Annotated in this window: 18 protein-coding genes; 3 read left to right on the top strand and 15 right to left on the bottom strand. The window is 43.7% G+C overall.

Going from position 1 to position 19,319, the window contains the following annotated elements; translation table 11 throughout:
- Nucleotides 1-63: 63 nt before the first annotated feature.
- A complete protein-coding gene (locus NYE35_RS09200; RefSeq protein ID WP_341120725.1) occupies nucleotides 64-1,710 on the bottom strand; it encodes a response regulator in 1,647 nt (548 codons plus the stop codon).
- Nucleotides 1,703-3,565 carry a sensor histidine kinase gene (locus NYE35_RS09195; RefSeq protein ID WP_052097448.1) on the bottom strand — a complete coding sequence of 621 codons (1,863 nt, stop codon included), beginning with the start codon at nucleotides 3,563-3,565 and terminating at the stop codon, nucleotides 1,703-1,705. The genes NYE35_RS09200 and NYE35_RS09195 overlap by 8 nt, the downstream gene beginning before the upstream one ends.
- A 197-nt stretch (nucleotides 3,566-3,762) precedes the next feature.
- Between NYE35_RS09195 and NYE35_RS09190 the strand changes: the two genes are divergently transcribed.
- Together NYE35_RS09190 and NYE35_RS09185 are read left to right on the top strand one after the other, a co-directional pair.
- Nucleotides 3,763-4,653, top strand: a complete 891-nt coding sequence (locus tag NYE35_RS09190; protein ID WP_036684044.1) for a carbohydrate ABC transporter permease — start codon at nucleotides 3,763-3,765, stop codon at nucleotides 4,651-4,653.
- Complete coding sequence (locus NYE35_RS09185; protein WP_036684045.1) at nucleotides 4,653-5,486, top strand: carbohydrate ABC transporter permease; 834 nt, start codon at nucleotides 4,653-4,655, stop codon at nucleotides 5,484-5,486. Before NYE35_RS09190 ends, NYE35_RS09185 begins: the two co-directional genes overlap by 1 nt.
- A gap of 1,216 nt (nucleotides 5,487-6,702) precedes the next feature.
- On the opposite strand, the gene NYE35_RS09180 is transcribed toward NYE35_RS09185, so the two are convergent.
- The 5 genes from NYE35_RS09180 to NYE35_RS09160 all read right to left on the bottom strand — a co-directional run bounded on the left by NYE35_RS09180 (nucleotide 6,703) and on the right by NYE35_RS09160 (nucleotide 11,528).
- Nucleotides 6,703-7,707, bottom strand: a complete 1,005-nt coding sequence (locus NYE35_RS09180; protein WP_143761219.1) for a CapA family protein — start codon at nucleotides 7,705-7,707, stop codon at nucleotides 6,703-6,705.
- 133 nt (nucleotides 7,708-7,840) lie between these two features.
- Nucleotides 7,841-8,500, bottom strand: coding sequence for a class I SAM-dependent methyltransferase (locus tag NYE35_RS09175; protein WP_076124835.1), 660 nt, complete (start codon nucleotides 8,498-8,500; stop codon nucleotides 7,841-7,843).
- Nucleotides 8,501-8,657: 157 nt separating this feature from the next.
- Nucleotides 8,658-9,680 (bottom strand): SDR family oxidoreductase, encoded by a 1,023-nt coding sequence (locus NYE35_RS09170; protein WP_076274886.1) that lies wholly within the window; start codon nucleotides 9,678-9,680, stop codon nucleotides 8,658-8,660.
- A gap of 35 nt (nucleotides 9,681-9,715) precedes the next feature.
- Nucleotides 9,716-10,564, bottom strand: coding sequence for an NAD-dependent epimerase/dehydratase family protein (locus NYE35_RS09165; RefSeq protein WP_036684049.1), 849 nt, complete (start codon nucleotides 10,562-10,564; stop codon nucleotides 9,716-9,718).
- A 31-nt stretch (nucleotides 10,565-10,595) separates the two neighbouring features.
- Nucleotides 10,596-11,528 (bottom strand): aldo/keto reductase family protein, encoded by a 933-nt coding sequence (locus NYE35_RS09160; RefSeq protein WP_341120723.1) that lies wholly within the window; start codon nucleotides 11,526-11,528, stop codon nucleotides 10,596-10,598.
- 174 nt (nucleotides 11,529-11,702) lie between these two features.
- Between NYE35_RS09160 and NYE35_RS09155 the strand changes: the two genes are divergently transcribed.
- On the top strand, nucleotides 11,703-12,047 hold the full coding sequence (locus NYE35_RS09155; RefSeq protein WP_036684053.1) for a winged helix-turn-helix transcriptional regulator: 345 nt from the start codon (nucleotides 11,703-11,705) through the stop codon (nucleotides 12,045-12,047).
- A gap of 405 nt (nucleotides 12,048-12,452) precedes the next feature.
- Here the strand turns inward: NYE35_RS09155 and NYE35_RS09150 are convergent, their stop codons facing one another.
- The 8 genes from NYE35_RS09150 to NYE35_RS09115 form a co-directional block, all read right to left on the bottom strand.
- Entirely contained in the window at nucleotides 12,453-12,584 is a 132-nt protein-coding gene (locus NYE35_RS09150) for a hypothetical protein (protein WP_254924624.1), read from the bottom strand.
- Between the two features lie 38 nt (nucleotides 12,585-12,622).
- On the bottom strand, nucleotides 12,623-13,624 hold the full coding sequence (locus tag NYE35_RS09145) for an anti sigma factor C-terminal domain-containing protein (protein ID WP_341120721.1): 1,002 nt from the start codon (nucleotides 13,622-13,624) through the stop codon (nucleotides 12,623-12,625).
- On the bottom strand, nucleotides 13,621-14,112 hold the full coding sequence (locus tag NYE35_RS09140) for an RNA polymerase sigma factor (protein ID WP_036684055.1): 492 nt from the start codon (nucleotides 14,110-14,112) through the stop codon (nucleotides 13,621-13,623). Before NYE35_RS09140 ends, NYE35_RS09145 begins: the two co-directional genes overlap by 4 nt.
- Nucleotides 14,113-14,255: 143 nt before the next feature.
- Complete coding sequence (locus tag NYE35_RS09135) at nucleotides 14,256-15,470, bottom strand: S-layer homology domain-containing protein (protein ID WP_341122443.1); 1,215 nt, start codon at nucleotides 15,468-15,470, stop codon at nucleotides 14,256-14,258.
- A 200-nt stretch (nucleotides 15,471-15,670) separates the two neighbouring features.
- Nucleotides 15,671-16,807, bottom strand: a complete 1,137-nt coding sequence (locus NYE35_RS09130; RefSeq protein WP_036684057.1) for an ABC transporter permease subunit — start codon at nucleotides 16,805-16,807, stop codon at nucleotides 15,671-15,673.
- 5 nt (nucleotides 16,808-16,812) lie between these two features.
- Complete coding sequence (locus tag NYE35_RS09125; protein WP_076214345.1) at nucleotides 16,813-17,676, bottom strand: ABC transporter ATP-binding protein; 864 nt, start codon at nucleotides 17,674-17,676, stop codon at nucleotides 16,813-16,815.
- Nucleotides 17,666-18,490, bottom strand: coding sequence for a hypothetical protein (locus tag NYE35_RS09120; protein ID WP_038569608.1), 825 nt, complete (start codon nucleotides 18,488-18,490; stop codon nucleotides 17,666-17,668). The genes NYE35_RS09125 and NYE35_RS09120 overlap by 11 nt, the downstream gene beginning before the upstream one ends.
- Complete coding sequence (locus NYE35_RS09115; RefSeq protein WP_051491311.1) at nucleotides 18,487-19,017, bottom strand: RNA polymerase sigma factor; 531 nt, start codon at nucleotides 19,015-19,017, stop codon at nucleotides 18,487-18,489. The genes NYE35_RS09120 and NYE35_RS09115 overlap by 4 nt, the downstream gene beginning before the upstream one ends.
- Between the last annotated feature and the right edge of the window lie 302 nt (nucleotides 19,018-19,319).

Below are 19,319 nucleotides of genomic sequence, written 5' to 3'. Positions count from 1 at the left end.
AAAAGGATAAGAATGTACATAAGTGAACTTATTAGGGTAAAAAAGTGTGTTCATGTAACCGCTTCACTCATCCCCGTTCAATAGCAGAACCCGATATTCAGAAGGTGAACAGTCATAATAATTCCGGAACGCCTTGCTGAAATAATTTTTGTCCTTATACCCCAACATCTCGGAAATGTCTTGGATTTTCAAGTCGGGGGTGGATAGCAGCTCCTTTGCCTTGTCCATTCTTACCTTTTGTACATACTCATGTATGCCATAACCATATTGCCCTTTAAAAAGTTTCATCAAGTATTCTCTGCTCAGGAAATATTTATCCGTGAACATCGATATTTTAATATTCTCAAAATAGTGATTATCAATGTATGCTTTAATATTTTCCAATACGCTGGGGCGATTGCCAGCAAGGCTTTTGCTGATTTCATTGCCATAGCAATCTAGAATCCCGCTCAGCACCCGCTCAAATTCGCCAAAGGAAGCAAAATCGCTCCCGATGCCTAGCCCGCGCAATCCTTTATCTTTACCGCCACGGATACGTTCGGGGATCGCATCCAGCTCCGTGGCAATATCGTTCAGCAAAATAATAAACTCCTCTATCTGCCGGTCAGCCTCGCCCAGATTAAAACGTCCGGAAGACTCCCATTTCTTCGTGAATTCGCTTAAAATACTTTTGGCATGATTGATATTCCCGCTCTCCAATGCGTTGCGAATCAAGGGCATGCGCCCCGTCAAGGAAGGATTATCTTTCCCCTGGGAAGTATCGTTGCTGCTATTTGTGACAATCGCTCCCTTCAGCGTCAGGAGGTCAATCCCGTCGAGAGAGGCTTTGGCAGTCTCATAAGATTGAGCAAGCGCCATGATGTCACCATAGGGCTGTCCAATTCCTCCGGCAACAACAATTCCGAATAGCTCTTTCAGCGTTGAGACTAACTTCTTCATATGATGTAAAGAGCGGAAAGTTGCGTCCTCCTCATAGCCGCCTTTCATCGTGAAGATGGCGATAAACTCGCGTTCTCCCTTATGGCTGGCGAAGCTGAAGGCCTGAAAATGCTCATCGCTATTCTCATTAATCACATTTGTGACGGCAAAATGCAGCAAATCCCGGTCCTCATGGAAGCGATTACGACGCACTTGTTCCAAATTGAGCACCCGCAGTACACCCGCAGCAAAATAGTTTCCGGTCGTATCAGCGCCGATCAACGGCAGAAAAGCCTCGTTGGACTGATTTTTGAAGCTACGTTCAATGATCGACAGATAAATTTTCTCCTTTAGCTTCGGCAGAGACATGTTGAGCGTAATGTTCCTGTTGATGAACTCACTTTCTTTCTTACGTTTGGCCTCCAGCACATCTATAGCTTTACGCAAGGCCGCATTCAAATCCGCCCGGTTGACCGGCTTCAGCAAATAATCAACTACCTTAGAACGGATAGCCTGGCGGGTATATTCAAAATCATTGTAGCCGCTGATTACAATCGTCAGCAGTTCCGGGAACTCCTTCTCCACGATCTGCAGCAGCTCACTTCCGTTCAGCTCCGGCATCTTCATGTCAACCAATACAAGGTCGATCTTTTGCTCACGCAGCATGGCTAGGCCCATATTTCCATCCGTAGCCTCCAGTACCTGATCGACACCTAGTCCTTTCCAGTCTCCCAGGATGTTGATCGCCTCACGCAACGGTTCCTCATCATCTATAATCAGTACTTTATACATGGTTAATCCCTCCCCGCGGTAACCGCATGTCCATCTTTGTTCCGCCAGCATCACTGGTAATGGCCAAACCCGCAGCCTCACCATACAAAAGCTTCAGCCGCGTGTTCAAATTTTTCAGTCCAATGCTTTCCGTGTCACTTTCGGCAGCGTTTTCTCCGCCCTGATCCTCCCACTGGATTTGAAGAGAATTTCTCACTTGCTCCAGCCGCTCCCCGCTAAAACCCGGCCCATCATCCGTCACTGAAATAACAGTATGGCTGGGCGTCACATGCGCTTCAATAGTAATTGTGATCGTTGTGGATACTTTTTCCAGCGCATGCTTGATGCAATTTTCTACCAAGGTCTGAATGGACAGCTTCGGAATTTCCAGCTCCAGCAAAGGGTCTTCCCACTGGTAGGCCACCTGCATTCTGTTTCCGAAACGGGCCTTCTGCAGCGCTAAATAACGTTCAATATGCTTTAATTCCTCTCTGGCATGGACCACATCTTTACCGCTAATGCAGTATCTCAACGTCATAGCAAGATTATCGACCATATCGACAATATCATCATTGTTGTTTTTCAGCGCCTTGGTGGAAATGGCTTGCAGGGCATTATATAAGAAATGCGGATTGATCTCAGCTTCCAGTGCTTTGAGTACAGCATTTTTCTCGACAATTTTCATTTTGTACCGTTCATTGATCAGCTCATTCGTCTTTTCCACCATCTTATTGAAGTGGCGAGACAGATAGGCAATTTCATCCTTTCCTTCAACCTGTGCTTCAGCGTCAAAGCTGCCTGTACTGAACCGCTTCATCTGCAGCGACAGATTCTTTAGCGGGTTCGTTATTTTGTTCGAAATAAAGCTGACCAAGATGACCGAAACGATTAAAAATAACAGTCCTATGAAATAGTTCAATTTGCGTGTTGTCGTGGCCGCTTCATAAATTTCTTTGTAGGGAATCGGCTTAATCAGCTTCCAGCCTTCTTTTTTGCTGATGTCATAAATCACTAGATACTTCTCTTCTTTATCCGACCACGTCACGCGTCCTCCTGAGGCTGGTGTCAGCTCCTTAAGCAGTCCCTCTTGTTCGCTCTGTTGATAAAACCCGGGGTCATCCACCACAAAAGGTTCATTATCGGGACTGACGTACATTAGGTGCTGCCCTTTACTGAAGGGAATATCCTTCATAATCTCGTCCGTAACCGAGGAGTTGAAATAAAGGGAGAGCACCGCCTGTGGCTCTCTGGAAACTATGGAGCGCAGCAATCGATGGTAGCCCATGAAGCTTTTATCCTTATTTATAGGGTAGTCGGAGCTATTGATCATCGAGGATTGGTTTTTTACAAAAGACTGGTAAGAACGGTTAAACGGGCTGGCCAGCGCTTTTTTATACCAGGAAAGATTCTCAATCGATGGATGCTCGGCGACCCGCACGGTAATATTGTAGTTCTCTTTGGTGACATAATAATACTTGTGCTCCTTGATCACATACAGGTAGATAGCTTCCAGATCATTGCGGGAGAAGTACAGGTTCTTCAAGTAGTCCTCCACATACATCTTCGAGGCATAATCCTCCGATTCATGCAAAATCGCATAGGTGATCTCGTCATACGATATTTGCGGCAGGGATAATTGCTCGATGCCGTCCAAATAACTCTCCAGATTCCGGCCGACAAGCAACAGATTGTTGCTCGTACTGGCGATGCTGTTATCCACCGATTCTTTTCGCAGCATGCCGTATGAAATGAACGTCAGTGAGGTCACCACCAAAACAATGATGATTGTAAACAGCAAAATAAGCTTGTTCGCCAACCTGCGTGAGACAAGCTCCAGCACGGGTTCAAACCGCTTTATGATCCACTTTTTAATAATGACCGGCAACCTCCCCCACGATTTACAGGCTTAATTATAAATATTTCAGTTCACCTTTTTACCCCTAACTGTACTCTTAAATCCATTTTTGAGTATAGGGCACTGCTCTATAATACACAATATAGACTAACCGGAATGGTTATGTGTGGCAAGCCTAGTCGATATTACCACCCAACAAATCAAGAAGAGGTGCATCCATGTTAAAATCACTCGGCAAAAGATGGCGCGAGAAAACAGAATTCGGATTATTCACTCTCCCAGTCCTCATCTGTATCGCTGTAGCATTCTACATTCCGTTTGCCATGACTATCCGCTATTCGATGACCAAATGGAACGGAATTTCGAAACACCCTAAGTTTGTCGGACTTGATAATTTCAAACAAATCTTTATGGGCGACACCAACTTCGCCAATTCAGCCTGGTTCACCATAAAGTATGCGATTCTGTACATTGTTCTCGTTAACGTGCTGGCCATTCTGCTCGCACTGGTTCTGGACATGAAGCTGAAGAGCACCCCTTGGCTGAGAGCCGCTTTCTTTATTCCTTATATCCTCAGTCTTGTCATTGTCGGTTTTATCTGGAAATTTATCTTTATGCAAGGTTTCAACTCACTCGGAGAAAGTACAGGCTGGTCCATATTTGGTCTAAGCTGGCTAGGGACGCCGGGACTTGCTTTCGTCTCCATACTGGCCGTCTCCATCTGGCAGTCGATTGGTTTTTATCTGGTCATTTATATTGCCGGTCTGCAATCTGTACCTGAGGATCTCAAAGAAGCAGCGACAGTTGATGGCGCTGGTCCCATGAGAAAATTCTTCAGTATTACACTGCCGCTGCTCGCTCCATCCATTACGATTTCTGTGTTCATGGCACTGACCAATTCGATCAAGGTGTTCGATGTCATCCTGTCCTTAACCGGGGGCGGACCTGGCGGAACTACCTACAGTATCGCTTACGATATCTACCGGGATACCTTCCAGAACAATCTGTATGGATACGGTACAGCGAAAGCGCTTATCCTGTTCCTGGCCGTCTTGGTGGTAACCATTCTCCAGTTAGCATTCTTCAAACGAAGAGAGGTTGAGGCATAATGAATACAAACCGCAAAGCAGGCCGAATCATTCTAGAAGTTGTTATGGTCATCCTCTCTCTTCTGTTTCTATATCCGCTATTTCTGACGATTATCAACTCGTTAAAAAGCTTTAGCGAAGTCATGACGGATGTCATCGCCCTGCCAAAACATCTGGTATTCGGCAACTATTCCTACGTGTGGAAGTTTATCAACTATCCGAAGCTGTTTCTGAACAACTTTGTCATTACCGGTGTAGGTCTTCTGGGTATTGTGTTCATTTCATCCATAGCAGCCTACAAGCTGGCACGGACGAAATCCAGACTGAGCGGGGTGATTTATTTCCTCTGCATTATGCCGATGCTGATTCCGTTCCAATCGATCATGCTGACCGTTCTGCAAACCGCTAAGACCTTAAATCTCTCTGAGAGTACTTGGGGACTTGGGTTGTTATATTGGGGTTTCGGTGCTCCACTCGCCGTGTTTATCTACCATGGATTCGTCAAAGGGATTCCGGTTGAAATTGATGAGAGTGCCACGATTGATGGAGCCTCCGGCTTCCGCCTGTTCTTCAGTGTCATCTTCCCACTGCTGAAATCAGTCACAACAACCATTGTCATTATCGACGTAATGTGGATCTGGAATGACTTCCTGCTCCCGCTGCTCATGGTCAACGGCTCCCCAGATACCAAAACGCTGACACTGGCTGCCTACACCTTCGTAGGCCAATATACCTCAGATTGGCAATATGCGATGACTGCTATGGTCATGGCGGTGCTGCCATCAATCGTAGTATTCATCTTCTTGCAAAAGTACATCGTTAAGGGTGTTGTTGCGGGGGCGGTGAAGGGCTGATTATCTAATTCCAAACCTAGCTTCTGCATAAAAAGGGGGAGATCCATATGGATCTCCCCCTTTATGCAGACGTTCCAATACTTTGCATACTGCTACGGTCAGCTTTTGATGCAGACGTTCCAATACTCTGCATACTGCTACAGTCAGCTTTTTATACAGACATTCCAATACTAATTAGTAGTTTAACTGTATTTTGTACAACTATAACTCTGCAACTCGCTCGGCCGATGGATATAGCTGTATTTCGTACAACTATTCTCTTGATTTAATGCCCTCTAGGCCGATTTTCTAGTTTTTAGTTGCATAGAATACACTTAAAAGCAAAATGGTCCGTTTTACATATAAAATAGGTGTATAGAATGCAGTTATTTCACAAACACAACGGTGATACTTCATGGGCACTCCATACGGACTCCATAAATACTCTCTTCATACTGCTTCAGTCAGCTTTTTATACAGACGTTCCAATACTCTCTGCATACTGCTACGGTCAGCTTTTGATGCAGACGTTCCAATACTAACTAGTAGTTTAACTGTATTTTGTACAACTATAACTCTGCAACTCGCTCGGCCGATGGATATAGCTGTATTTCGTACAACTATTCTCTTGATATATTGCCCTCTAGGTCGATTTTCTAGTTTTTAGTTGTATAGAATACACTTAAAAGCAAAATGGTCCGTTTTACATATAAAATAGGTGTATAGAATGCAGTTATTTCACAAACACAACGATGACACTTCATGGGCACTCCATACGGACTCCATAAATACTCTCTGCATACTGCTACAGTCAGCTTTTTATACAGACATTCCAATACTAATTAGTAGTTTAACTGTATTTTGTACAACTATAACTCTGCAACTCGCTCGGCCGATGGATATAGCTGTATTTCGTACAACTATTCTCTTGATATATTGCCCTCTAGGTCGATTCTCTAGTTTTTAGTTGCATAGAATACACTTAAAAGCAGAATGGTCCGTTTTACATATAAAATAGGTGTATAGAATGCAGTTATTTCACAAACACAACGGTGATACTTTATAGGCACTCCATAGGTATTCCATACGCCACACCATACGTACACCATACGTACTCCATTCGTACTCCATACGGACTCCATACATACTCCATTCGTACTCCATAAGTACTCCACACATTTCGCATTCCAACGAGATCGGGCGCGATCCGTGAATAGTTAATCAGAGTTTGTATTAATTAAAGCGCCTTCTCCGTGACCCTGCCGTTAGCGTCTATGTTGGCATTAAAAGATAGGGTATTCATCAGCTTAATCGTTTTCCTATTGTAGGAATCATCCATGAAATTAGGCTGTCCGCCAATAATTTTGACAGGTGTAATCTTGCTGGTCATCTTGGAGTCCTTAATCTCAACGTTCAATAGCATAGAATTAAGTGTCTTTTCCCCACCACGTGTGGAGCGATTAAACACAAAATTCCCAAGTGAATAATAAATGGGCTTGTGCTTATAGTATTCGATGCCCATAAGGCAGTGACTGTGTGCGCCAAGAATTAAATCCGCCCCGCTATCAATCATCTGTTTAGCTAGTGTGCGAGCGTACTTTTCAGGGAAATCCTTAAACTCTTCATTCCAGTGAATATATACGATCGTGTAATCATTCTCCTTGGACATCTTCTGAATGGCGCTAAGCATAGGCTGCGAGGTGTAAGCTGAAGCGGCTCCCGGTTTGTTTTTGCCGGCATACCACGAAGGATTTGAAAGCACACGGCTAACGCCAAGGATGGCGATCTTTTTCCCTTTTACCGTCTTAGTATAAGGCTTGAACGCTTCATCTTCATCTTTGCCAGCTCCTGTATGGCCAATCTTGTTTCGATCCAAATGGATCAGCGTGTCGAGCATAGCGTCTTTTCCATAATCCAAAATATGATTATTCGCCAAGGACACTCCATCAATCCCGGCATAGGTTAAGCCACCTAACGTTGCTGGTTTGGATCTGAAGGCAAAGGTTTTCTCTGCCGCTTTCCCTCGGATAGACACAGGCGTCTCCAGATTGGCGAAGGCGATGTCAGCCTTTTGCAGCGTAGGTGCGACCTTTACAAACGGAAAGTTCACCCCATATTTAGCAATCTGATCGCCAACAAAACCATCCAAAAGGATATCACCCGCAAAAGCAAGCTTTATAGGATCTGAAGATAGTGAAGCTGCACTGGAAGCAGATGTCACAGGAACTATTAGTGATAACATAAGTGTAATAAGTGCTATTCTACGCAAAACCTTCGATCCTAATCTCAAAAAACACAGCCTCCTCTCATCTTTTTATTAGCTATGATCCTAGCATACTGGAAAGAGGTTACTAAATTAAGAGTAGAAAGACCTGTTATTCCTTTGCTTTTTTCAGAACGGCTCTGAAGCAATTTAATCCGCCCCACGCATCCGTATGCACAGCATCCGCAGGCAACTCAAAATCTGTCTCTCCCCAATACTGAAATCCAGTTTGCAGCAGCAGGTCATTCATAAGACTCAGATTTACCGTCGGGTAATCAAATGTCAATACCAATAATCCTTCTTCGTTCAACGTCCGGTGAAATTCCCGTAAAGTACCCACTGTATCCTCAAAGCTCAAATGCTCTAATACTGATATGCAAAAGACAGTGTCAAAGCTCTCATCCTCATAAGGCAGATCCGTCAGATTAGCTTGAGCGAAATGCAGGTTGTTTGTTCTTCTAGCGATAACCTGCTTTGCCGCTTTTTCCCCAATCTCATTTTCAATACATTCTTGGATAGCTTTTGGGTAAATAACCCTACTGTCCATATCGCAGGCATAGACCTCTGCACAAACCCCTGCCAAATAAAACTTCAAGGGATGAGGAATCCCACAGGCTGCATCCAGTACAACACCATGCGGAGAAATAAAGTTAATACACCACTCATATTCAAAGGGACGGCTCCACCATGATTCCGGCAGATCATAAATTAACTTCTCACGACGTGCATCTGAATTTACGAAAAAACGCGAGACAAAGGGATGGGTTGGCATGGCCAGGACTCCTTTTTCAACGGAATTTTAGGTAGTGAGAGTATATTCATGATTTGCTGATTCATTCCATAACCTTACATTGAACGAGACAAACCCAAAAAAACGGCTGCTCCCTTAGGAACAGACCGTCTTTAAATATAACTGTATAGTATAAACCTTATGCGTAGAATGAAAGAGGTTTGGACTCAATTCCATGTCTCTCGACCATCTTATCAAGTAACGCAGACCATTCCGCATCGACTGTACATTGCTCAGGATGTGCCTCGAACCAAGCAACCGACTGCTTGATCCCTTTGGAGAAAGGCACAGTAGCCTGGAAGTCAGGCACGAAACGTTTGATTTTGCTATTATCAAAAACACTGCTTACCGCTTGATCACCGATCAAGCCATCCGCTGTCCCTGGAGGGGAAAAGGCTGTGATAAAGTCTGTGGAGATATGCACCACTTTAGGTTCCACACCTGCCGCTTGTCCGATGGCCGCATAGATCTGATTCCAATTCAATACCTCGTCGGAAGTAATATGAATGGCCTCCCCTATCGCTTCCGGATGTCCAAGCAATCCAACAAAACCTTTGGCAAAATCCGAATTATGCGTCAGTGTCCACAAAGAGGTTCCATCTCCATGTATGACTAAAGGTAAGCCGCGGCGGATACGATCGATCAGTGACCAAGGATGCTGGCCACTCGTAAGTGCCGCAGGGATGGCTGTATTTCCATAGGTATGGGAAGGACGAACAATCGTAACCGGGAATCCGTTCGCCTTGTAAGCTTCCATCAACAGCTGCTCACACGCAATTTTATTCCTCGAATACTCCCAATATGGATTCTCCAGCGGTGTCTTTTCTGTAATTACATAATTACGCTGCGGCTTCTGATAAGCAGAGGCTGAGCTGATGAAAATGTACTGCTTCGTTTTACCAGTGAACAGGTCAATGTCTGCCTGCACATGTTCCGGTGTAAAAGCAATCCAGTCTACCACTACGTCAAATTCGTAATCTCGTAATACTAATGCGGCTTCTGCCGGATTACGAATGTCTCCTTTAATTACTTTTGCACCTTCTGGAACGAATTCATCCCGCTGTCCTCTGTTGAACAAATACAGCTCGATTCCTTGAGCTACAGCCAACGGGGATACAGCCTGACTAATTAATCCCGTACCTCCAATAAATAAGACCTTCATTTTGCACGCTCCTTATAGTGAATCCGGCTCGTTATTTACTGGTTAACATAATCTCGCCATACGTGCTTCGGCTGCCAATTCAGCAGCTTTTTGGCCTTCTCATTACTGAGTAGCGACTCGTGACCCTCCAGCGGCTGGCGGAAATCCGTCACCTCTGGATAACGTGCGGCCATTAGCTCTCTGCTAGGAACAGCCATGCTGGTCTCATCTGCACATATATTAAGAGCAACCGCGCCCAATCCATCCGTTTCGATTGCCAATTGGCAAGCTGTTGCTACATCCCGTGTATCAATATAACTCCATAGAATCCGATCGCGCTGCGCTGGATCATGAATGAAGGAAGGGAAACGTTCATACGCCGATGGATCAATAACATTTCCGATTCTTAGGGAAACGACCTGTATACCCTTTCTGCGATAGAACATCTCAGCGGTTTGCTCATTCACAACCTTAGACAGACCGTAGCTGTCTTCAGGCAACTGTGGATGCTCCTCATCCATAGGCACATACTTCGGCCCCAAAGGATTAACCGCAAAACAGATTCCGTAAGAGGATTCACTGGAAGCAATCACTGCTTTTCGAATCCCGAGACCCGCTGCAGCCTCCAAAATGTTATAGGTAGATACTACATTATTTTGAAAGGTGACCTCACTCGTCTTTATATTTGCAGCTGGGATCGCAGCCAAATGTACAACTGCATCAGCGCCTGCAAGTACACCATATACTTCACCCAAATTATTCAAATCAGCAATCATCGTTGGGCACAAAGAATCTGCGGATTTTTGCGTATCTACATTCACAACCTCATACCCTTGCTCTACAAAATGCCGGACCACCCATCTGCCCAACATCCCACTGCCGCCTGTAACAACTACTTTCGCCATGAGCGTGTCTCCTTTTTTATGAAGCTAACAACTACTCCAGAATCTCCTCAATCTGCTTCAAAATCTCTTCCGAAAGCTCAAAACCCGAAGCCTTAACATTCTCTTCGACCTGCTGCGGACGGCTGGCACCCACCAGTGCACTAGCTACATTAGGTTGACGCAAAATCCAAGCCAAAGCCAAATTCCCAACAGAAATATTCAGTTCCGTGGCGATCCCACTCAATTGGCGGACTTTTTCAATCTTTTCTTCTGTAATCGAATCTTTTAATCGATCCAGCTTAGCAGCACGGCTATCCTCAGGGATGTCCGTGTTATACTTTCCAGTTAACAGCCCTTGAGCCAGCGGAGAAAATACCACCTGTCCAATCCCACGGCGCTCGCCAAGCGGAATAATTTCTTTCTCAATATAACGGTTAAACATATTATAAATCGGCTGATTAACAACAATATGATCTAGCAAATAGCGGTCTGCTACAGCTAACGCATCGGTCATTTGCGCCGCCGTCCACTCACTAACACCGACATAATATACCTTGCCTTGCCGAACCAGATCATCCAGCGCACGTAAGGTTTCTTCAATTGGAGTTTCCGGATCAAAACGGTGGCAATACATAATATCCACGTATTCTACTCCGAGACGTTTCAAGCTAGCATGACACTGTTCCGTAATATGTTTGCGGGATAGTCCACGGTCGTTAGGTCCCGAGCCCATTTCCCCGTATACTTTAGTAGCTAATACATAGGACTCACGAGAGTAGTTACGTAAAGTCTCACCTAGTACTTTCTCGGCAGCACCTTTTTCATAAACATTTGCAGTATCAAAAAAATTCACGCCTAAGTCGTAAGCGGTTTCAATGGCATTAACAGCATTATCTCTTTCCACATAGCCTCCGTATGTCAGCCAGCTTCCCAAACTAATCTCACTGACTTTTAAACCGGTTCCACCTAATCTGCGATATTTCATAATAACTGCTCCTCTCCATAGTTCCGTGTTTGATTTTGGCAGGTTGCTTAGCACTCATATTCATTCTAGAATAGTTTGTATATAATAGAAAGAAGTGAAAATTAGTTTATTATATGATCTCTAGTGTAGTTACTATACTAAAGTATAGTAGCTTCACAAACAGGAGGAGATACCTTGAAGACAGCTAAATCTACTAATAATTATATCCCCAAAACCCCTGTTACTATTGAATGTAATGTTGAAAAAACACTTGAAGTATTAGGTGGAAAATGGGCCTTTCTTGTCCTCAGAGAGCTATTCGACGGCACGCAGCGTTTTGGGGCACTGCAACGAAAAATCACTAATGTGTCTCCCCGCGCACTGACCACTACGTTGCGCCATCTGGAGGAGCATGGTGTGCTTGAACGTCACGTATTTCCAACTGTTCCTGTTACGGTAGAATATTCGCTTACTCCCAAAGGTGAGGATTTACATCAAATTTTGAAGGAAATGAAGCTGTGGTCCGCGAAATGGACTTAGCTTGAGCAGATTGTGACTGATGAAAAAAGAAGCTGTCCAAAAAGTAGAGAATTCTACTTATAGGGTAGCTTCTTTTTTATAAATTGGCTATACAATGGATTCTTACTTTAACCCATGGGATATGTGCGGTGTGCGGTGTGCGGTGTGCTGTGTGCGGTGTGCGGTGTGCTGTGTGCTGTGTGTGATGCGCCGCGGTGTGCGATGTGTGATGTGCGCTTTAGTGTAATTAGGGAAAAACTCCCTAAAAATAGCTGATATTCGCTAAAAAAGAGCATAATGAGGGAATTTCTCCCTAAAAATCGGGTTGATTCCTTTCTTTTTCACCAAATCAGGTAAATTACAGGGAGGTTTTCCCTAATTATAAGTTAGATGACCAAATATCTAAGAATTATAGGGAGAAATTCCCTAATTATAGAGTCGGAATGCGTATTTGGTTAACTGAAAACAACCGGAGATACCAGCGATTTCTGTGATCACGTCATAGACAAATTGCCGCTTGAGGTCAGCAGAGGCTGTCTTCTTTCGTAGAAAATCCACCTGTAGAACAACCCCTCCAACATTTTTACTATATTGATCTAATATTTATCCACAATCGCGCCGAGAACTGCCGTATTTACATAGGGTTTTCCTTTGAGGCTTTGCAGCTCTTTCGCAGTTCCAGTAACGACAACTCCCAATAGCTGTACATCACTGGCGTCCGGCGCCGCTTTATCCTTTTTCAAGTAATTCGAGATTCGCTCAAACTCTCCGTAATGCTTGCCCTTCATCTGAAGCCCATAGGTTAAGGATTGTAAAAAATCCTCTGGTTTCGGCTTAAATAACCCTTCCCATTCCCCACCGTAGCCATATACTTGTCTAGCAGATTCCGGTAAGGCATATTTATTCGGGCTGCTGTCATTCCTAATAAACTCAAGGTTCTTTTTATTGTCATACGTATCTACCCAATACCAAGTCTGTGTCAAACCCGCCGGCAGCATCTTCTCTACCTCTGCCTGAGTGTAGCTTTTATCAAAAGAAACTGCCATTTCTACGAGCTTAACAGGTTCCATTTGTTCGAGTGCAGGCAGGTCATTCAGCACTTTTTCGTTATAATTCACTCCAGGCACATAAAACATCATTTCCCGCTGACCATTTTGACTGTTATATCCTCGGTAGTATTCATAATTTTGCTGTGTCATTACCGGGTCAGGAACATTTATACTAGAGTATCCCCTATTAAGCAGAGAAAACCGGCTGCCCATATCGAAATACAGTTTTTTAGTATCCCATACGATGGGCACACCCTCAACAACTTTGTAAGTGCTCAGTTCAACTTTACCCGATAGAAACCCTAAATCAAGTTCAGTTCTCAACTCCTGAAGGTTAGGACTGCTAATCTTCATCATGATCCTCTCTTCATCCAGACCACGCATCGCCAACCAGCTTGTCAGATGGGCGTTACCCAGCATCCCACCGAATAGTACTATAACCGTCACCACTAGAGAAATGATTGTGTTTCGAATCATTGTTTTTCGTTTTGCCTTCTTAATTACTTTTGAAAGGTTCTGATCATCCTTTTGTTCCCATGGAGCTGTCATTCCGCTTCACCTCTATACTTTTTTTGAAATTGCTTGCGGGCACGAAACAATGCCGATTTCACTGTATCTGTCGTAATTCCCAGAAGCTCAGCTATCTCCTGATAGGACAGCTCCAGCTCATATTTCATAATAATGAGTTGTTTATGGAGCGGTAGAAGCTCATCCAACACTCTTTCGATGTCTTCCCGTTTCTCTTTTAACAGCACATGATCCTCTGGCAATTCCATATCCGGCACATCTACATAGTCAATAGGAATGACTATCCGCTTGCGTCGGCGGCACAGATCATAGTAGCGATTGATCGCTACTTTATATAACCATGCACTGAATTTGTTCTCATCAATGGAATCAATATACAAAAGAGCCTTATACACCGTATCCTGTACGATATCTTCAGCGTCGGCTGCAGGTGCCCCGAGACGAATCAAGTATTTTTGAATTTCTAACATTTTAGGTTGAAGTATCTGATGTAGCTGCCCGGGCTTCATCCTGCACCTCCCTTCGTATGTATAACGATAAAGTTCTCGGAATGTTAGCTTATGAGGTGAAAAAAATTATAAAACAAAAGACGGCTGCCTCAGAAAGACATGCCGTCACATTTTAAAGAAAGAATAAGGTTCCAGTACAATTCCTATATATCCGTAGGATTCATTGCCTGCTGAGCTGTAGATATGAGTATGGTTTGAACTTTCAGAGATTGTTTGTCAATAATGAAGCCTATATAGAACCCACCCTCCATATTATCCATTTCGAAAGGTGACAATCGGGGCTCATACACTCCACCCTTGTTCTCAAACCAGTAGCTCACTATAATCCCGTATTCGTTATCCACTGCAACGTATGTACCGTATGCCTTTAGCACATCTTCCAAAGTACTTACCCCAGGTCGAATATTGTTCAATGTACCTATGTGGATTGGATCAGTGCGCTCATTATCTGTGTCTATTTTCCAAGCGTTCAGCCGACCTTCGGTATCATAATGTACAGATACTTCTTTATACATTTCATTATTGAATACATCTTGACCTGTTGAATCCCCGTAATGTTCCTCTACTAACATTCTTGAACTCCCAAAATCAATAAAAAGATTACGTCCACTATCCGCTATTCCGAAATCACTATCAGTTACCGGAGCCGCTATAAAGTCCTTCAAACCTGTACCCTGTTCCGGTAATGACGGTAATAGACTCCGATCCGATCGTTCTTCTGGACGAGAATTTACAGTATATATTCCCTTAAGCTTGAGCATTCTCATCCATTGTATAGCCTCTGCTCTTGTAAGCGGGAGATTTCCTTTAAAACCGACTAAAGTTGGCTCCCCGGGAAGTGGAAGTAGAGAGTTACCCAGCAAATAAACGACGGAATCCGTGTCGTTGTAATTCATCCCTAGACCAGATACAACTAACCTTGCGGCGGCCATTCTGGTGATTGGAGTCGATCTTGCCACTGGATATTGTAGTCCAGTAACTGGATGATTCCACCACTTAGCCATTCTATACGGTGCTGCTGTCCATTCTTCGCCTATGCTAGTAGCCTTTGGATAGCCGAAAGAAAGATAAAATAATTTCAAAAATTCTGCTTCCGTAATCGACTGATCCGGTCGAAAGCTCCCATCATCATAACCAACCATCAATTGGTTGCCCAACGCCCAGCGCACCCAAGGCTCGGACCAGTGACCTTGAATGTCAGTGAACAGTGAAGATGCCGGATCCTCCTCACCGTCCTCTTCCACTTCTTCATATGTCCCTGTATTCTCGTACGTTGTCGTTTCAGCATGAACTCTATAACTCACGTTGCCGCATGTCACAATTGTCCCCGAGATAAGACCTAGTACCAATAGCTTCATTATCTTCAATTTAATAATCCCTTTCGTTCTTATCGGTAAGGGGTTCCTGCTCTCTTTGTCAGGTTTATCGTGATTAACCCTTTATCTTAACTATCGGGTAAAAAGTCTGATTCGTAAATATACTGCTCTCCTTTTTCACAAGAAAAGCCAAAAAAGATCGCTCCCCTTCATAGCGGGAACGATCTTAACCTACCTACTACTTAGACCTTTAATCGACGTTCGAAAGCTTTGGGGATAAGCATTATAGCAAGTATACCTATGATTATCACCGAAAGAATTGACAAGGGTAGATGTAATATAGGGATGCCAAAAATGTTATAGGATACATATTTTTCGATTAAGGATCTGCTAACCATTACACCTGACGGTAAAAAAGAGATTATTTTGCCCAACATTCCAGGCAAAGAGAAAAGGGGAAGAATAACTACGAATGCTGCCAGTCCAAGACTGCTTAAGCTACTCCGACACAAAGCGGATATCAGCGCCGTCAATAACAATAGACCACATGCAGCCAGCAAGGTTACAGCATATTTCAGGGCAAATCCCTGCAGCTGGGTTAAGGCATATGGAGTCTCATCAAAATAAAAGTAACTATTCAGCGGGGCATTCCAGCCCACGAAGCCGAACGGTAAACAGGCCAGCAATGTGCAAATTCCGTAAAAAAGAGTAACCCAGCTAAACGTAACTATAAATCCAGCTAATAGTTTTGCCGAAACAATCTTCAACCTTCCGTATCTACTAGATAGAATAAGTGCATCCATTCTATAGTTTTCCTCACCAGAGAACAAGGGTGCCAGCGCAAATACTAGAATAAGACCGATCAGAAGATCGCCGACGCCAGGCGAGCTTGAAAAAAATATATGTAATAAGTCCCAGTCCTCCGTTACATAAAACCCCCGTGGTTTTCCCTCCTCCAGCATGGAGAGCTTTTTAGTAACATCTCTTAGTGCATAAGATCCTGGTTCTTGCTTCTCTAATAAAACCTTCTGCTCTCTCAGCTCTGTTAAATTTCTGTTGAATTGATCTACCATATAAGCTGTACCAGCATAGTGTTGCTCCAGAATTCGTTTCATCTTCTCCTCTTTGGGCCAAGCGCTGTCTTCAGCATATTCTTCTTTGAGTCTAGGTGCGTATTTCAAAGCTAAATCTGGTTGAATCGTTCCTAGATGAGCGGCAATAGCTTCAGGCTTTTCCTTGTTTACAACCAATAGACTATCCGAACCGGATGGGTAGAAACTAACAAAACAAAAAATGGCTAATGCTATACTTCCAGCTATAGAAATCCAGACTCTGGGAATCATAATTTTACGTAATTCAAACATCACCAGACGGTTCATGTGTATCATCCCCTCCGAAAATAATGCATATATACATCTTCTAATGAAGGATTCACCATCACCGCATTCTCAACTGGCGAATCCTTGCTGACTATCCGAACCACTAGTCCAGTATCTGACTGCTGCACATTCACTACAGTTCCCTTCTCTTCGATTTGAGCCAGCAACCGTGCAGGGATATGAACCTCCCAAACCTCTCCTTGCAATTCATCGGTCAACTCCTTAATTGTTCCTTGACGAAGTAACTCTCCTCGCCCCATCAGTAGCACCTGTTTAGCTATATGATCAACATCAGAAACGATATGAGTAGACAAAATAACGATGCGCTCATTTGATATTTCAGAAATTAAATTTCGAAATCTTACGCGTTCCGAGGGATCAAGTCCTACTGTGGGCTCATCCAATATGAGGATGCTCGGATTATTAAGCAATGCTTGTGCGATACCGAGTCTACGCTTCATCCCGCCGGAGTACTTTCCGCATTTTTTATCCATTTCACCGGATAGATTAACCGTTTGAGCCAGAACCTCTATACGATCACTCGCCTCCTTCTTGGTCAACCCCTTTAGGGCAGCAACATAATACAAGAAATCACGAGCTGAAAAATGATTGTACATCCCCAGTTCCTGTGGTAAATAACCAATCTGAGCCCGGTACTGATCCCCCATGTCATCCTTGTTTTGTCCATCTAAAAGTACATTTCCACGAGTCGGATACAGAACATCTGCGACAATACGCATCAATGTCGTTTTTCCTGTTCCGTTAGGTCCTAGAAGACCATACACACCAGGTGACATAGAAAGGTTAATAGTATTCAAAATTCGCTTTTTGCCGAAATCATGTACGATATTACATAGTTTAAGCTCCAATCAGAAACCCTCCCTTGCTCAATACTCTGGATTGAAACCTCATGGCTAAGACAAATAACACTGCCGACAGAACACCCAATCCCATTAACCAAAATAACTCAACCGACGTCGTCCAGCTCACTGCAAATTCTCCGGAAAATAAAATCATCCAAAAGAGAGGCAAACTGAAGAGTACGGTCGTTAATTGTCTAAAATTACGTATCAGCGTAGATAATACTGACGCTACCGCCGCATTCATTAGGATTGGGATGCACCATAGCAAGGTCATACGCAGCATAAACTCCTTTCCCCCTAAAGGGGTTACCATAGCAGTAACACTAAAGTTAATCATTAGTGAGATCAGCCCTGCCATAAGGAACCGAGCTTGCACATACCGATGCAACGGGATTCTAAAACTACGTGCGAGTTCTCCCATTCCACAGAGCGTATTCCGAGCCGTATGAGAGACGACCACCAGTAAAGGAATACAACCCACGATGGACAGAATAAACATAGGGCTAACAATCTCCGTAACACTCAGAACCAAATATCCTACTACAAACAAGATCACACCAAGCACAACTTCTCTCCACCATCCCTGTGAAAAAAGAATCCTCATCTGTTCCCGTACAAATAGAGGAACTGGTGGGACTGGCGCAGGTAAAGCCCGCTTGGATCTTCTCCACCTGCTCATGGCTTCTTCTGCAAAACCGTCAAGGAGTGGCGGTTCAGGAATGCACTTGATGGAATTCACGATCTCCTCTACAGACTCTGCTGTCATCTCATCCTGTAAATTTAGATTGAGGTAATCTTGATGGTTACGTTTAACCCTCATTTCCCTGCTCCTTTCTTTAGGGGTTGGGATATATCCTCTTGCTTGGAATACCTTAGTAAATCGCGTAATTTTATCAGTGATCGACTTACCCTTGACTTCACAGTTGATTCAGGTTCATGAGTTACGGCAGCTATTTCTGTAAACGTAAATTCATATTTATACCTTAACAAGAGCGCATCCCTCTGTTCCTCTGGCAGTGAGCAAATCGCGGCGTATACCTGCTTAACCTCTTCACGAAGTAATATTCCTTCAAGAAAGTCTCCTTCGACTGTGATTTCGTCAGATAAGCTTTGATTCAACTCTGCTTGCCGAGCACTTTTGCTGCGAAAATAGTCAATGCAGACATTTTGCGCGATCGCCATCAACCAAGCTCGAAAACTCCCCTGTTTATTTTGATAGCTGCCAAGCTTGGCCCATGCTTTTTCATACACCGTCTGTGCAAGATCCCAGGCTAATTCGTCATTATGTATTTTCCATCTGATGAATCGATAAATATCGCTATAGGTATACCGAATTAATAATTCCACCGCTGCCTCATTGCCCTGCTGCGCTTCTGTGACCCATTTGTCCTCTCCGATTTAATTCCCCTCCAATCTACCAATCTACTAAATATAACGAAATCGCCTACAAAGTAGACGCATCACATTAAAAAGACCAACCAGAAGGTTCTGGCTGGCCGAATATAAATTTTCCCTAGATTATGTCCCCGGTTCAAATTATGAGTGAACATTATCAGCTTGTATCTTAGTGAATTATATAACATTGATTCTATTAATTTCCATAGTGTACACTCATTACAAGTGGTCTTTTTGTGAAACTCTTCGGAAAA

It is taken from the genome of Paenibacillus sp. FSL L8-0494 (genome assembly GCF_038003695.1).
Classification (GTDB): Bacteria; Bacillota; Bacilli; order Paenibacillales; family Paenibacillaceae; genus Paenibacillus_AQ; species Paenibacillus_AQ odorifer.
The sequence above is the reverse complement of the archived record's forward strand: the minus strand, read 5'-3'. Positions and strand labels throughout refer to the sequence as shown.